The sequence below is a fragment of the Aquiflexum sp. genome (genome assembly GCF_977115555.1).
In genome coordinates this window covers 1-16,573 of record NZ_CDSBKL010000050.1, presented here as the reverse complement: position 1 = coordinate 16,573, position 16,573 = coordinate 1, and the positions used below count along the sequence as shown (strand labels likewise).

The 16,573-nt window shown below is 40.9% G+C and carries 12 protein-coding genes and 1 pseudogene; 12 read left to right on the top strand and 1 reads right to left on the bottom strand.

Annotated features, from left to right (window positions below; translation table 11 throughout):
* A pseudogene (locus tag ACZFYI_RS05210) lies at positions 1-204 on the bottom strand (phosphoribosylanthranilate isomerase); the annotation flags it as partial.
* An 82-nt stretch (positions 205-286) separates the two neighbouring features.
* On the opposite strand from ACZFYI_RS05210, the gene ACZFYI_RS05205 reads away from it, so the two are divergent.
* The 12 genes from ACZFYI_RS05205 to ACZFYI_RS05150 all read left to right on the top strand — a co-directional run.
* Positions 287-973 carry a hypothetical protein gene (locus ACZFYI_RS05205; RefSeq protein WP_462523061.1) on the top strand — a complete coding sequence of 229 codons (687 nt, stop codon included), beginning with the start codon at positions 287-289 and terminating at the stop codon, positions 971-973.
* On the top strand, positions 960-2,600 hold the full coding sequence (locus tag ACZFYI_RS05200; RefSeq protein WP_462523060.1) for a S8 family serine peptidase: 1,641 nt from the start codon (positions 960-962) through the stop codon (positions 2,598-2,600). Before ACZFYI_RS05205 ends, ACZFYI_RS05200 begins: the two co-directional genes overlap by 14 nt.
* A 56-nt stretch (positions 2,601-2,656) precedes the next feature.
* A complete protein-coding gene (gene rpe, locus ACZFYI_RS05195) occupies positions 2,657-3,307 on the top strand; it encodes a ribulose-phosphate 3-epimerase (protein WP_462523059.1) in 651 nt (216 codons plus the stop codon).
* A 155-nt stretch (positions 3,308-3,462) separates the two neighbouring features.
* The gene (locus tag ACZFYI_RS05190) at positions 3,463-3,951 is read left to right on the top strand and encodes a hypothetical protein (RefSeq protein WP_462523058.1); all 489 of its coding nucleotides are present in this window, start codon (positions 3,463-3,465) and stop codon (positions 3,949-3,951) included.
* Positions 3,952-4,055: 104 nt separating this feature from the next.
* A complete protein-coding gene (locus ACZFYI_RS05185; RefSeq protein ID WP_462523057.1) occupies positions 4,056-5,042 on the top strand; it encodes a hypothetical protein in 987 nt (328 codons plus the stop codon).
* 92 nt (positions 5,043-5,134) lie between these two features.
* Positions 5,135-7,615 (top strand): DNA gyrase subunit A, encoded by a 2,481-nt coding sequence (gene gyrA, locus ACZFYI_RS05180; RefSeq protein WP_462523056.1) that lies wholly within the window; start codon positions 5,135-5,137, stop codon positions 7,613-7,615.
* 57 nt (positions 7,616-7,672) lie between these two features.
* The gene (locus ACZFYI_RS05175; protein WP_462523055.1) at positions 7,673-8,881 is read left to right on the top strand and encodes a tetratricopeptide repeat protein; all 1,209 of its coding nucleotides are present in this window, start codon (positions 7,673-7,675) and stop codon (positions 8,879-8,881) included.
* Positions 8,882-9,008: 127 nt separating this feature from the next.
* Positions 9,009-10,163, top strand: coding sequence for an acyloxyacyl hydrolase (locus ACZFYI_RS05170; protein WP_462523054.1), 1,155 nt, complete (start codon positions 9,009-9,011; stop codon positions 10,161-10,163).
* 95 nt (positions 10,164-10,258) lie between these two features.
* The gene (locus ACZFYI_RS05165; RefSeq protein ID WP_462523053.1) at positions 10,259-12,721 is read left to right on the top strand and encodes a PIG-L family deacetylase; all 2,463 of its coding nucleotides are present in this window, start codon (positions 10,259-10,261) and stop codon (positions 12,719-12,721) included.
* Between the two features lie 87 nt (positions 12,722-12,808).
* Positions 12,809-14,515: a sodium:solute symporter family protein gene (locus ACZFYI_RS05160; protein ID WP_462523052.1), complete on the top strand. Its 1,707-nt coding sequence runs from the start codon at positions 12,809-12,811 to the stop codon at positions 14,513-14,515.
* 422 nt (positions 14,516-14,937) lie between these two features.
* Positions 14,938-15,654, top strand: a complete 717-nt coding sequence (locus ACZFYI_RS05155) for an acetolactate decarboxylase (protein WP_462523051.1) — start codon at positions 14,938-14,940, stop codon at positions 15,652-15,654.
* Positions 15,655-15,826: 172 nt separating this feature from the next.
* Positions 15,827-16,573: DUF6090 family protein (locus tag ACZFYI_RS05150; protein WP_462523050.1), on the top strand; the 747-nt coding region annotated here is incomplete at its 3' end.

The following is a 16,573-nucleotide window of genomic DNA, read 5'->3' as shown; positions in this document are numbered from 1 at the left end:
TTCGGGATGCGTGCTTTCAAATTCAGCAACAAAATCAACCCCCGAAAGCCATCCGGTGATTTCATTGAATTTCTGGGACGAAGTGTAGTTTTTGCTGTTTTCTTCCAAGTCAAAACCGATCATGTTGACGTACATACCGGCGCAATACCTTGCGTCTGAAAGATTGGTTACTGAACTGATTTTTACAAACGAACGGAGGGCCATGCTTCTGTTTTGATGATTTTTGGATGCTAAGGTAAAAATTTCAGGTTAAAAATGTATTTTTGCTGACGCTTAGAACCTGCTTATGCTTAAGATTCACCCACTTTACTTTCTTAGCCTGATTGCTTTTCTGTTTTCCTGTGCCGAAACCGAAACACCCCAAACTGATTTTGGTTTGGATTACCAACCCCTCGAGGTGGGTTTGTTTTGGGAATATGAGGTAAATGAAACCATTGTATTTGGAGAAAGCGATGAGGAAAGCAGTACCTTTTTTTTGAAGGACAGGATTATTTACAACTATTTCAATGTTGAAAATGAATTAGTGTTTGTCTTGGCAAGGGAAAAATCCACAAATGGTACCGATTGGGAAATCATTGGGAATTATTTGATGCAGTACCGAAACCTGACATTACTAAGGACCTTTGAGAACAAAAAGACCGTAAATTTGGTTTTTCCTCCTGAGTTGGAGAAAACTTGGGATGCGCAAATATTCAATGCCGGCGATCCCGATGAGTATGAAATCTCATTTCTTGGAAATATCGATGTTGGATCCCAATCATTTTCCCAATCATTGAAAGTCCTTCAAGAGGAAGAAGATGATGAAATTACATTCAGGGATAACAGGTATGAAGTGTTTGCCAAAGGAATTGGCTTGGTGGAGCAATATTATGAGGTTTTTACCTATTGCTCGAGGAATGATTGTCTCGGACAAAAGATTGTCGACTCAGGACGGTTGACACATCTAAAAATAAAAGCATATGGTAAGCTTTAGCCGACTTCTATTTTCAGTATGTTGTTTTTTTATTGTCTCCATTTCTTTTGGACAAAACAGGTATGCCGTCCACTTCAAGTATAAGCCCCAAGATTCTTTTTCCCTAAGCCGGCCTGCTGAGTTTCTGTCAGACGAAGCTGTTGCAAGAAAAGCAAGGTTTGAGATACCTGTGGACAGCCTTGATTTGCCTGTTTCTTCAAAATACGTTTCTGGCTTGGCCCAGAAATCCACCAAAGTCCTCTTTAATATCAATTGGTTGAATGCATCCCTTGTGGAGGCCGATGCTGAAAAAATCGATGAGATAGCTGCGCTTCCCTATGTAAAGAAGGTTGTATTGGCAGCTCCTGGCAAAAGTTCCGTCGGAAGGTTGGGCTTCAGCAATAAAGTCGGTGCAAGTTACCCTTTGAAGCATAATGCAAAAACCGAAACAAACCCTTATGACTTCCAAAATGACTTGATAGGCATACCTGCTATGCATGCGGAAGGGTATAAAGGAAATGGAATTACGATTGCAGTTTTTGATGCAGGTTTTCCGGGAGTCAACACTATTCCTGCTTTTGCCCATTTGTTTACCAACAACCGGATAGTTGCCACGGCGGATTTTGTACATATCGGAAACAGCAATGTTTTTAATTATAACCAGCACGGCACGAATGCCCTTTCTCTGATTGCTGCCAATCAGGAAACCCTCTTGGTCTCCGGCGCGCCTGATTCCAAATACATCCTAGGTATCACGGAAGATGTTCCCACCGAATACCGGATTGAAGAATACAATTGGGTTCGGGCTGCCTCTTGGGCTGACAGTCTTGGGGTGGATATTATCAGCAGTTCCTTGGGCTATTGGGATTTTGATGATCCCAGTATGGATTATACCATTGCTGATTTGGATGGGAAAACAGCCACCATTACCATTGGGGCAGACATCGCTTCCAAAAAAGGTATATTGATAGTTACAAGTGCCGGGAATTATGGTTCCAGAGGCGCCTCTTCCATCATTGCCCCGGCAGATGCTGTAGGGATATTATCAGTCGGTGCGGTTAATGCCGACCTTGTCAGGGCAGGGTTTAGTTCTCAAGGACCGACTGCCGATGGCAGAATTAAGCCGGAAGTTTCCGCATTTGGCAATAGTGCGCAATTGATCCGATCCAACGGTACCTTGGGACCATCCAATGGCACTTCATTTTCTGCCCCCCAGATCTCTGCTTTGGCTGCAGGGTTGTGGGAAGCCCGTCCTGAATGGTCCAAAGATGATTTGATCAATTATATTTTGAGGAGTTCCAGCCAATTTGAAACCCCGGATAACCTGTTGGGCTATGGAATCCCTGATTTTTCAAAGGCATATTTTGGCGAGATTTTAAGCATATTGACTTTGGAAAAAGAAAGTGATTTTAAAATTTACCCCAATCCATTGAATGGAGGTGATTTGTATGTCCAATTTGGAAAAAGTCTTGCAGGTGAATTTTCACTATACGATGTCAACGGCAAGGAAATCCAAAAAATAGAGATTTTGCGTGAATCTGTTAGCCAACCCTTTGAAATCAGTCTTCCCATGATCCCAAAAGGAATGTTTTTGGTACAGGTGCAGTCAGGGAGAGAAGTCAAACGGACAAAATTATTAAAAAGGTAAGAAGCCAAAGAGATTTTTTATTTCCTTTGCAGGCGATTCTATAACCCAATCCCATCATGTCTGTTCAAATTGCACCTTCTGTACTAGCTTCTGATTTTGCCAACATCCAAAGAGAAATCGAAATGCTCAATGCCTCAGAGGCAGATTACATTCATGTAGACATCATGGATGGGGTATTTGTTCCGAATATTTCTTTTGGGATTCCCGTTACTGAAGCCATTCATAAGCATGCCGCCAAGCCTTTGGACGTTCATCTGATGATAGTGGATCCTGACCGTTATCTGGAAGCTTTTCAAAAAGCGGGAGCACACATCATCTCGGTTCATCTGGAAGCTTGCAACCATCTGCACAGGACTTTGCAGGCGATCAAGGCCTTAGGTTGTAAAGCCGGTGTTGCCATCAATCCACACACTCCGGTCAGTCTTTTGGAGGATATTATCCAAGACATAGACCTTGTCTGTGTGATGTCTGTCAACCCAGGATTTGGCGCCCAAAAATTTATAGAACATACCTATCAAAAAGTTTCACAGCTCAAATCTCTGATCGACAGAAAAGGCTCATCAACCTTGATAGAAATCGATGGGGGGGTGAATCTTAAGAACGCACCTTTACTCATTGCTGAAGGGGCGGATATCCTTGTCGCTGGAAATTTTGTGTTTTCTGCAGCAGATCCGATTAAGACCATACGTGAGCTTAAAAGTCTTTAAATATGGATTAATTCCTACTTCCTTTTATAATTGATATTTTCCATTTAACATTTTTTAGGGTATTTTTTTTTGTATTTATCTTGTAATCATGGGGCTTAAGCCCTTTATTGAAAGTTGATTCAATTTGAAATTATTTACCAAAACCCGTTTACAAGATGAAAAAAGTGTTTTTATTGGCTTTCCTATTCATGGGAATTATGAATGTAAAGTCTATTGCGCAAGAGGCGACTGAGGAAGTTACAGAGGAAGAAATTTTGAAATTTGCCACGATGGAGGAATCTGTCGCAAATTTTTTGGCTGAGAAACAGGAAGAGCTTGTTGAGATGATAAAAGGAGATTCTACTTTGGGGGGTGCAGCCCGTTACAATGAAATCAAAGCAGCATGGGGCAATGAAGATAAGCTTGCAGAAATAAATATTACCGAAGAGGAAACAGCAGCGTTTCAAAAAATCCAGGACTTCATGGATTCTTTGGGTGAGTCTGTTAAAAACTACAAAGTTGATTTCATCAAGGATTCTGAGAAATTAGGTGCAGGAACCTACAATAAAATCATGAAGGCTAAAAGTGCAGACCCAAGCCTGAATGAAAAAATCAACTCTTTGATTTCCGAATTAAAAGAAAAGCGTCAATCCGCAGAAGGATAAGTTTGATATTTTGAGGTGGCAAAACCCAAAAGGCTTCCAATATTGGAAGCCTTTTTTGCTTTAGTCAAGGTATTGTTTTTAATTTCGCTTTCGTTATTATTCTTATGAAGAAATCAATTGTCTTGGTTTGTGTTTTGTTTTTAGGTTTTCATTTTGTCCATGGCCAGGATGAGGATATTTTTGGTATTGATTCCAAAGCCAAGTCCAAAACCAGGAAGAGTCAAAGCAACATTGGGAATGTGTTCAGAAATGCCATCGGAAATTTCAGTTTTGAATTTTTTACCGGAGGTGCATTTCATACCAACGAGATGGTATTTAATTCCAATTCCCCTTCATTGTACCCCATTTCGCAATTTCAAAACACTGATGTTCCTCAGTCAGTCAATTCCGGTGATACCCTGACTTTTTCAGGAAATAATTTTGCTTTTCCAGTCAATGCTGCCATTAAATTAAATCTTTTCAACACCCTTACCCTTGGTGCCGGCTATGGAAGGGAATTTGGACAGATGTCAAATCTTCGGTCAGGAGATCTTGAATTTCAGTTTAAGGATCAAAGTTATACTTTGGATAGGGCTTTTGGGTCCATCGGTCTGGTGCTGTATGATGCCAATAAGAGAGCCAAATTTTTGCAATGGAAATACAGGGCCTTCGACTCAAACAACATCATGATGCAGTCAGAAAAAAACCAAAGGATCAGGCAGATTTATCCTTGGAGATTTATAGCTGAAAGTGAGTTTGGGAATGTCTACATGAGAAAAAATTTCGATCCTCTGATCAATACCGACAACCAGTCTTTTTTCAATATTGCATTGAGGATAGAGAAAGAATTTTCTGAGTACACCAAGTTTTTTATAAAAACAGGGGCAGAATTCCGCAACTATAATTTCCAGACCGAAATTCCGGAAGAATTTCAGACCATTGGTCAAAATCTTTTTTTCGCACAGTTCGGACTGTCCATCAGCCTTCCAAGCACAAAAAGGTGTAAAGTGCCGGGTTGTGGTGTAGTAATGAAGCACTTGCACAATGGGGTGGAGTATCGGGGAAGTTCGATTTTCCAGCAACAAAACCGTAGGGTAGGGCAATGGTATTGATGTCAAATCAAAACCCGCTACAAGATGGCTTTCCCTTTTTTAAACCGTATTCTTTTTATTAACTTGCAGGCTTATTGATCACCGATTAAAATATGGCGCAAGGAGAAAACGAGAATATTATCCCTATTAATATTGAGGATGAAATGAGAGGGGCATACATCGACTATTCGATGTCGGTCATTGTTTCAAGAGCCCTTCCGGATGTAAGAGACGGTCTCAAACCGGTTCACAGAAGGATACTTTTTGGCATGCAGGAATTGGGTGTAATGCACAATAAACCCTACAAGAAATCTGCAAGAATAGTTGGGGAAGTATTGGGTAAATACCACCCCCATGGAGACTCTGCAGTCTATGAGACCATGGTAAGAATGGCCCAACCATGGTCATTGAGATATCCTTTGGTAGACGGACAGGGGAACTTCGGTTCTGTGGATGGAGATAATCCAGCCGCTATGCGTTATACAGAAGCCAGGCTAAAAAGGATTGCTGAGGAACTACTGATAGATATCAACAAAGAGACTGTCGATTTTCAGTTCAATTTTGATGATTCCTTAAAAGAACCTGTTGTTTTGCCTGCAAAAATCCCGGCACTTTTGTTGAATGGAAGTTCTGGAATTGCAGTTGGTATGGCCACCAATATGGCGCCCCATAACCTTGGTGAAGTTGTTAGCGGAATTATCGCGTTTATTGACAATAGAGAAATTTCCATTGCCGAACTGATGGAATTTATCATAGCCCCTGATTTTCCAACCGGTGGTATCATCTATGGATACAATGGTGTAAAAGCAGCTTTTGAAACAGGCCGTGGACGCGTAGTCGTAAGGGGCAAAGCCGAAATCGAAACAAAAGACAACGGCAGAGAAGCAATCATCATCTCAGAGATCCCCTATTTGGTCAACAAGGCCAATATGATCGAGAAGACAGCTGCTCTGATAAACGAAAAGAAAATAGATGGCATTTCCGCCATAAGGGATGAATCTGACCGACAGGGTATGAGAATCGTCTATGAGTTGAAAAGAGATGCGATCTCAAGTGTGGTTCTCAATAACCTATACAAGCAGACCCAGCTGCAGACTTCTTTTTCAGTCAACAACGTAGCCCTTGTAAAAGGAAGGCCTCAGACACTCAATCTGAAAGATATGATCTTCCATTATGTCAATCACAGACATGAGGTGGTCATCAGAAGAACAGAGTATGAACTCAGGGAGGCAGAAAAAAGAGCCCATATCTTGGAAGGTTATCTGATTGCATTAGACCATCTCGATGAGGTGATTTCTTTGATCAGAAGTAGCCGAGATCCTGAAACAGCCAGAAATGGTTTGATGGAAAGATTCAGCTTGAGTGAGATCCAGTCACGTGCCATTTTGGACATGCGTTTGCAGCGTCTTACCGGCATGGAAAGAGAAAAAATCCAGGATGAATACAATGAGATCATGACATTGATCATAGACCTCAAAGATATCTTGGGAAGTGAAGAACGAAGGATGCAGATCATCAAGGATGAACTCAATGAAATCAAAGACCGGTATAACGATGCCCGAAGGACTACCATCGAGCACAATGCCGAGGATTTCAGTTATGAGGACATGATTCCAAATGAGGAGGTAATCATTACCGTTTCGCATCAGGGATATATCAAAAGGACTGCATTGACCGAATACAGGTCACAGGGTAGAGGGGGAGTTGGTTCTAAGGGAGCCATCACCAAGCAAGATGATTGGACTGAGTATTTGTTCACTGCATCCACCCATAATTACCTATTGATCTTTACAGATTTAGGAAAATTATTCTGGCTCAAAACCTATGCAATACCTGAAGGAGCTAAAGCTACCAAAGGAAGACCGATACAAAACCTGATCAATATAACCTCAGAGGATAAAATCAGGTCAATCATCCAGGTCGGCGATCTGAATGACATCGACTATATCACCAATAATTACCTGGTGATGGTAACCAAGAATGGAATCATCAAAAAAACCACTTTGGAACAATATTCAAGGCCGAGGACAAATGGTATTATTGCGTTGAATATCAGGGAGGATGACCAGTTGCTTCGTGTGGAAATGACCACTGGAGATTCCCACATCATCATCGCCGCCAAATCAGGTAGAGCCGTCCACTTTCATGAGTCCAAAGTCAGGCCGATGGGGAGGACTGCTACAGGAGTTAAGGCCATAACGTTAACGGATGTTAATGACGAAGTGGTTGGCATGGTATGTGCTGCGAGAGAAGATGCTACGCTACTGGTAGTTTCACAAAAAGGCTACGGAAAGCGTTCATTGATAGAAGAATATAGGATCACCAATAGAGGCGGAAAAGGGGTGAAAGCCATGAACATTACCGAAAAGACGGGTTACCTAGTGGCGATCAAAGAAGTAGTAGACAGTGATGACCTGATGATTATCAATAAATCAGGGATTACAATCAGGACTCCAGTGTCTGAATTGAGAGTGATGGGAAGGGCTACACAGGGGGTTAGGTTGATAAAATTAAGCGAAAGTGATGAGATTTCTTCAGTCGAAAAAATCACTAGGGATGAAGAGGATGAGGTAGAAGCTACACCAGAATCGTAATCCAGTACTTATATTTATACCAATACAGAACCAAATAATTAGCAAAAAAGAAAACAAATGAAAAAGGTAATCTTATCAATGGCATTGGTTGCATTTGCGACAGTTGCTTTTGCCCAGAAGAAAGTCGTTAGTTCTGCAGAAAAGAACTTCAAAAAAGGAGATCTTGAACTTGCATTATCAGAAGTTGATGCAGCTCTTGAAAATCCTGAAACCAAGGATAATCCAGAAACCCCGCTTTTGAAAGCGCGGATTTTGACAAAAAAATTCGGTCAGGATTCCTCCAATGTGGCCTCTACCGTGGAAACAGGTAGGAATGCCCTTGAGCAATTCAACAAGGCTATGGAAATGTCCGGAAATAGCATGGAAAGTAAAATAGGCAAGGAAGTCTACAAGGAAGAGATTCCTGATTTGCCAGAAAACTTTAAGCCATATTCCATCAGGACCCTCAAAAATGCGGCATTTGAAAAGGCTATCAAGACCTACGAAAATGACGACATGGAAATGGCCTATGAGTTTTTCAACCTGATGTCAGACATCGATCCAACCGATACGACATCATCTTTCAATGCAGGTTACATTGCAAATGACCTTGGTAAATATGAAGATGCCAAGAAGCAATTCTTTAAATTGATCGAAATCAAAGAATATAACAAACTGAGTGCTTATTACCTGTTGATCCAGATCATCAGTGCTGAGGATAAGAATCCTGAAGAAGCTTATAAGTATGTAACAAGAGCTAGGGCTGATTATCCTGAGGACAAAACCCTTTCAGAATTTGAGGTGCAGTTGTTACTTCAAATGAACAAAATGGATGAGGCAATGGCTTCTGTCAAAGAAGCTTTGGCCGCCGATCCAAACAATGCAGGCCTGCTGTTAAGATACGGGTATTTGTTGGAGCAATCAGGCGATATGGCAGGTGCTTTGGAACAGTACAAGAAATCAGTAGTTGCTGATCCAAACTTCTTTGAAGGAAATTACTACACAGGAGCTATCTTCTTGGACCAAGCAAGAGAAATTTTATCCAAAATCAACGACCTATCTGATGAAGAATGGGAGAAAAATGCACCTACAATGACCAAGCAGGCTGAAGGACTTTATGCTGAATCAGTACCTTATTTCGAAAAAGGTTTGGCATTAAGACCTGACAATGGTGAAATTATGGAAATTTTATTCAACGTACACACTAGGTTGAAGAACACCGCTGAGGTAGAAAAGTATAATAAAATGCTTGTTGCGAAATATGGAGCAGACTGGATGGAAAAGTAATTTCTCCAACCAATGAAACATTGAAAGGCCGTCCTAATTGACGGCCTTTTTTGTTGATTCCCTTGATTTTGTTTCCTGCGAATAAATTTCCAATTTTGGCGGTTATTAAAAAATACCGCATTATCAAATGCCTCTAAATCCCCTCATCAGAATTTGTATTTTATTATTGATTCTTCCTTTTGGATGGGCACAGGCTTTCAATGATGCTGATTCTACTTCACAAAATCCCAAATTTCAGAAACACCTTAGCCTTTTGTTTGAAACCGGCCCAATGATTCCAAAAAATACGGATTGGGGTGAATTCATCAATAATGGCTTGAATTACAAGGCTCTTGACTTTCGTCTTGGTTTTAGAAATACAAAGAAGACTGTTTACAATATGATTTATAGGTATCCCACCTATGGATTTGGACTCTATACGGCTACTTTCAAAAATGATTATATAGGCAAACCCAATGCTGTTTATGCCTATGCTGATCTGCCATTTACAAAAACCTATTTCAATGGCAGGTTGAGTTATAGTTACTTCGCCGCTTTTGGCATAGCCTTTAACTTCAAACCTTATGATCCTGATTACAATCCAATCAACAAGTTTATTGGTTCTTATAGAAATGGTTATGTTCATATTGGCTTTTCCATGAGGTATGCCCTTTCTCCTTGGCTAAACTTGGATGCAGGTTTTGGGATGAAGCATTTTTCAAATGGGTCCATCAAGAAGCCAAATGCTGGTTTGAATTTTATCCCATTTTCCATCGGACTCAGGTCAACGCTCAATCGAAGTAATTTTGACAAATCAGGTCTATCTGAGATCCCTAAATACATTCCCAATAACCATGTGAATGTCTGGACCTCTGTCGGTGCCAAAAATTATGAAATAGGGGGAGACATTTACGTCAAATGGGTTTTAAGTGCCAATTACCTGAAGCAGAAAGGATATAAACTCAGGTATGGTTTGGGCTTTGATATGTTTTATGCACCAAATGGCTCTTTGCCGGGAGATTGGGAAAAATCAGGCTTCATGGACAAAGCCTCTTTCGCCATAGTGGCTTCAGGGGAATGGGTGCTCAAGAAGAATTTTTCCCTTCCTTTAGGAATTGGAGTCTATCTACACCGGAATCCTTTTAATGATGAACCGTCCGCATATTATGAACGTATAGGTGTCAGGTACCGGTTTGCGAACAATATGTTTACGGGAATCACCCTTAAAGCCCACGGTTTCAAAGCAGATATCTTTGAATGGTCTGTGGGATATTTGATTTTCAAAGATAAAAACAAGTATTGATTTTGATAATTTAACACTTTCGAAAACCCATTGATATAAAAATCAGTTTTTTTTGATAATTGCTTACACTACATTTTACCCAAATTTTGAAAAACATGAAGAATCAAAAGTGGTGGCTATTTTCCTTAAGTTACCTTTTAGTATTTCCGATTTTTGCACAATCCAATCCTTCCTCAAAGCTTTATCATAATCTGCTCAGGTTCCAAGAGACCAAGAGGATATTGTTTGTGGCAGCACATCCGGATGATGAAAACACCAGATTGATCGCCTACCTGGCCAATGCTGAGCATGCAGAGGTGGCTTACCTCTCCCTGACAAGGGGAGACGGGGGACAGAATCTTATCGGAAGCGAATTGGGCATCGAATTGGGTATGATCCGTACACAGGAGCTTTTGAGGGCAAGAGAAACAGATGGAGGCAGGCAGTTTTTTACCCGTGCTTTGGATTTTGGGTATAGCAAAAATCCTGATGAAACTTTCAACAACTGGGACAAAAGGAAGCTGCTTTCAGATGTGGTCTGGATTATCCGAAAATACCAACCGGATGTAATCATCAACAGATTCAATACCATTCCAGGTACCACCCATGGCCACCATACCAGTTCTGCCATACTTTCGGTTGAGGCTTTTGAACTTGCGGCTGACAAAAACGCCTTTCCGGAGCAACTCAAATATGTTTCTGTTTGGCAGCCAAAAAGTGTTTTTTGGAATGCCTACAATTGGGGAGGACAATACGAACCTGAGGAAGGCAAAACTTACCATAGGTTTATGGTGGGCGAATATAATCCCTTGTTGGGAACTACCTATTCGAAAATAGCGGCAGACAGTAGGACCATGCACAAATCGCAGGGCTTTGGATCGACCTCGCAGATTGGCCAAGGCAACGATTTTATAGAATTGATCAAAGGCTCTCCTTTCAAAACACATCCGTTTGAAGCGATCGAAAGCAGGTGGAATGAGCTTCCAAACGGGGCTGAAATCACAAAATCCATTGATGACGTGCTCTCGGGGTTTGATTTTATCCAACCGGAAAACAACCTGGCAGGCTTGTTAAAAACCAAGGCATTGCTTGATACCCAAAAGTCCACTGCCTTGTGGCTGACAGAAAAGAAGGAGCATCTTGATCGGCTGATTTTGGAAACCTTGGGAATCAAAGCGGAATTCAACATCAGAAAAGAAATCGGATATCCGGGGGAAAAGATCAACGCAGAATTCATCATCAACAATCCTTCTCAAAGTGTGGTGAAAGTCCAATCCTTTGATGGCCCACTTTTCCAAACCCCAATTGCAAAAGAAATCAACAACAATATTGCTTTGACTTTGCCGGTTGAAATCCAGATTCCAAAAGACTATCCCGTCTCCCAGCCTTATTGGTTGGAAAAACCATTGGACGGTGCGCTGTTCAATATTCAGGATCGGGATAAAATCGGAAAACCAAGCAACAGCCCAAGCATCTTAGGCGTCGTTTCCTTGGAAATCGGAACACAGAAAATCAATATAGAATTGCCCCTGCAATTCAAATACAATGATCAGGTAGACGGTGAGGTCAAGCAGCCTTTTACTTTGGTACCCGAAGTCAATGTTCACCTCGATAAAGCAAATCTTTTCTTGGTGAATGGTTCAGAGCATAAACTCCATGTGGAGGTAAGTTTCCGTGATCAGATTTTAGATGGTGAGCTCCTGCTAAAGGGCTTGGCCCCAAATCAGTACCGCATTGTCAGTGCCGAAAAAGATGACAGAAGAAAGAGGACGCTTTACACCCTTGAAATATTGGATTCTGACCAAGAGAAAAAACAAGTCTTGGTGACATTCAAAGCCAAAGACGGCAGGGAATTTAACTTGGACACCAAGCGGATTTCTTACAAACATATCCCAAACCTGACCTATTTTACAAGCACTTCCTTGGGACTCATAAAAACAGACCTGAAAGTATCCGGACAAAAGATCGGATATATCAATGGGGCAGGGGATGATGTGGCTGAAGTATTGAAGAATTTGGGCTATCAGGTAAGTATTCTCGAAGACTCTGACCTGCAAAAAGACAGGCTCAAAGCATTTTCCACTGTCATCGTTGGCATCAGGGCATTCAATGTCAATCAGACTCTTGCTTCCAATGTGGATCAGTTGATGGAATATGTGAAAGAAGGGGGAAATCTGATCGTGCAGTACAACACAGGCTCGCCTTTGTTGACCAAAGACCTTGGACCTTATCCTTTTGCGATATCAAGGGAAAGGGTGACTGTGGAAAATTCACCGATACAGGTAGATTATACCCATCCCATTTTGGCCGGGCCAAATAAGATCACTGCCAAAGATTTTGAAGGTTGGGTGCAGGAAAGGGGACTTTACTTCACCGCCAATTGGGATACAAATTACAGTGCACCGATTGCCTTTCAGGATCCAGGGGAAGATTTCTTCCATGGTTCCTTGATCCATACCAAATACGGGAAGGGAACATATACTTATTCCAGCATATCCTGGTTCCGTGAGCTGCCGGCAGGAGTTCCCGGTGCAGTCAGGTTATTTGTCAATCTTATCGAGCAAGGGAATGAAAGATAATATCAACTGGAACAACTGGTATATCGGACTGATGCTTACATTGGGAGGATTGGTTTTGTTTTTTTACTGGCTAACCCACCACTTCGCATGAGTGGAATAGATTGGATTGTACTCTTTGGGACCTTGATCGCCATCGCGGGATATGGGGTGTACAAGACCCTTGGCAAGCAGGACATGGATAGCTATATCCGAGGCAACAGCAATATGAATTGGTGGGCAATAGGGCTTTCCATTATGGCAACCCAAGCCTCTGCAATTACTTTTCTTAGCACCCCGGGACAGGCTTATGAGGATGGCATGCGCTTTATCCAGTTTTATTTTGGATTGCCGTTGGCGATGATCATCCTATCTGTCACTTTCCTTCCTATCTATTACAAGCTGAAGGTATATACCGCCTATGAGTTTTTGGAAACCAGGTTTGACCTGAAGACCCGGACGCTCGCAGCATTTCTTTTTCTGGTGCAAAGGGGTTTGGCTGCCGGGATTACGATCTATGCACCTGCCATCATACTCTCCACTTTATTGAATTGGAACCTCACCTTTACCAATGTCTTTATAGGATTGATGGTGATCGTGTATACCGTTTCGGGTGGTACCAAAGCCGTTTCCATTACCCAAAAGCAGCAAATGGCTGTGATGATGGGAGGGATGATTTTGGCAGGAATCCTCGTGATCTATATGCTACCAGTCAAGTTTACAGATGCATTGCATGTGGCCGGTAAAATGGAAAAACTCAACGTAGTCAATTTTGAGTTTGACTGGGCTGACCGCTATAATTTTTGGTCAGGCATGACGGCAGCGCTGTTTCTTTTTCTTTCCTACTTTGGCACTGATCAGTCGCAGGTGCAGCGTTATCTTTCTGCCAGTTCGCTGACGCAAAGCAGGATGGGCCTGATGATGAATGGCTTGCTGAAAGTACCGATGCAGTTTATCATCCTCTTTATCGGTGTGATGGTATTTGTATTTTACCAGTTTTTCCAGCCGCCGGTGGTCTTCAACAAACAGCAGACCGAGCAATTGGAAAACTCTGCCTTGAAGGAGGATTACAGGTTTTTGCAGGATGAGTTTACACACGTTTTTCAGGAGAAAAACAAAGACATCCAAGATTTGCTCAAAGCCGTGGAAGCTGAAGATGAAGCAGGCATCGCTGCGGCAAAGGACGGAATCCAAAAGAAAAGCCAATACCAGGAAACCATCAGGAATGAAGTCAAAGGATTGATCGTCAGGAACGATCCAAATGCAGAGACCAGAGATACCGATTATATTTTCATGCGCTTTGTGATGGATTACCTTCCCCAAGGTATTATAGGCTTGCTCTTTGCGGTGATTTTCAGTGCTGCGATGTCTTCCACCGCCTCAGAACTCAATTCATTGGGAACTACGACGACCATCGACATGTATAAGCGGTCCATTGTCAAAAACGCGAGTCAATACCATTATTTGCTTTCTTCCAAGTGGTTTACTGCCATTTGGGGAGGATTTGCCATTTTATTTGCCACCTACGCTTCCCTTTTCGAGAACCTGATACAGGCAGTCAACCTGCTCGGTTCGCTTTTTTACGGGACGATTTTGGGGATCTTTTTGGTAGGATTCTACATGAAGTGGGTCAAAGGCCACGCTGTTTTCTTGGCCGCATTTATTACCGAGGCGATTATTTTGTTGATCCATTGGAAAAACGGCGATTCCCTGCTGGGGATTTCGATTAATATCGGATTCCTATGGTACAATGTGATCGGGTGTCTGTTGGTGATGGGATTTGCGGCTTTATTGCAGGTGTTTTTTGGGAGAAAGTGATTTTAAGTATCAAGAAGCAAGAGCCAAGTATCAAGAAGCGAGAGCCGATAATTTAGAATTCTGAATTCATAATTATGAATTAGAACTGAGTCGGAGTATAGGGAGGATAAGGGACACGGAGGGGGGAAGGTGTACTAGGGATTAGGAGAGGTATAAGTCAGGATCCTTATTTTTAGCCAGGCTTATCCCCAAAGATCAAACAGGTTTTTATGGGAATTTGGTAAGTCAATGCTTTTACTTTTGACCAAATAAAAAGTCCATTGGACGGATTGGATATGTAGGATATTAGTTATATGTTTAGATAATGAGAAAATAGACGCCACAGTGGCGTCTTTCATTCTAATTTGGAATGCTTCACGCCACTGTGGCGTGGAGAGAATCGTTATGCCTCATTGTAGGACGACACGAAACAAAAGACAAATATGATTTTTAAAACAACACTTCTCGGACTGACAATTTTGACTTTAACAAGTTGCAGTTCAAAAGCACAACAAACGACCAACGGAGTGAAAATTATTGGCGAAATGAAAAATGTGATGTGGAAAGGACAACTTTATGGAAACATAAAACTTGACACTATAACCAACAAGACAAATTTATATGGACTCGGACCAGTTGAGTATTTATCAGGCGAAATTTTAATCATTGACGGGAAATCATATATATCGACTGTTGTTTTCGACACGACAATGAAAGTGGAAGAAACTTATAACATTAATGCCCCATTTTTTGGTTATGCAAACATTTCAAAATGGACTGAGCAAGTGTTGCCCGACAGCATTCAGACAATTCAACAACTTGAAACATATCTAGACAAGGTGACTAAAAATTCACCACGACCTTTTATGTTCAAACTTTCGGGGACAGTTGAACAAGCGACAATTCATATTGTGAACTTACCAAAAGGGTCAAAAGTAAGTTCGCCAGACGAAGCACACAAAGGACAAAAGAACTACGAACTGAAAAACGAACAATCCGAAATTATTGGCTTTTTCTCAACTGAACATAAAGCAATTTTTACGCATCACGACACATTTTTACATATGCACTTAATTACAGCAGACCGACAAAAAATGGGGCATTTGGACGAAGTGTTGTTTAAAAAAGGAACAATGAAACTTTACTTGCCGACAGAATGAGAAAAGAACAACGAAGGCATAACATCGGTTTGGCAATATGGCGGCAGAAGTACTTCTATGAAACATTTGTACAAGGTTCAACAGCAGTAATTCTATTGAACATTTGTGCTAAAAATCCGCCACATCGCCAAGCCGAGAACCGTTGTGCTTCATTACCAAAAACCACTAACCAATGATAAAATTCTTTAGAAAAATTCGTCAAAATTTGCTAATGGAAAACAAAACTCGAAAGTATTTTAAATATGCAATCGGAGAAATTATTCTTGTTATGATTGGTATTCTTCTTGCACTACAAGTAAATAATTGGAATACAGAGAGAATACAACGTATTGAATCTCGCGAACTTTCAAAAAGATTATTACAGGAAACTAATCAAAATATAGAATTGCTAAAACGTGAAGTTGAAAATCAAAATCAGGGATTAAATGCTTTATTGCATTTTCTAAAAATGACCGGAAATAATTATAAGGAAAAAAGTATTGAAAAAACAGATTCATTGCTTTATAGAATTATCAGTAGCCCAAGGTTTGCACTAAATACATCCGTTTTAGAGGAGGCAATATCTGCAGGAAGTTTAGCAAGTATGAAATCAGATTCATTACGTAATTTAATTTATGAGTTACCTTCAGTTATTAGGGAAATCAAGGATAATATTGGTTACATTGACAGCCATGATAATTTTTATTTATTTAAACGATTTTATGAAATAGCTTCACTTCGCGAAATAGATGGAAAATTTTCACCATATGCCATTAAATTAGAAAAAAGTAATTTTTCCAATATTGACAATAGAATAATTTTAAATGATATGCAATTTGAAAGTTTAGTTGACAATAAATACTTTTTAATCTCAACATTAATAAATCATTATGAGTTAACACAAACAAAGCTTCACAAAATTAGCGACATGCTATCAGAA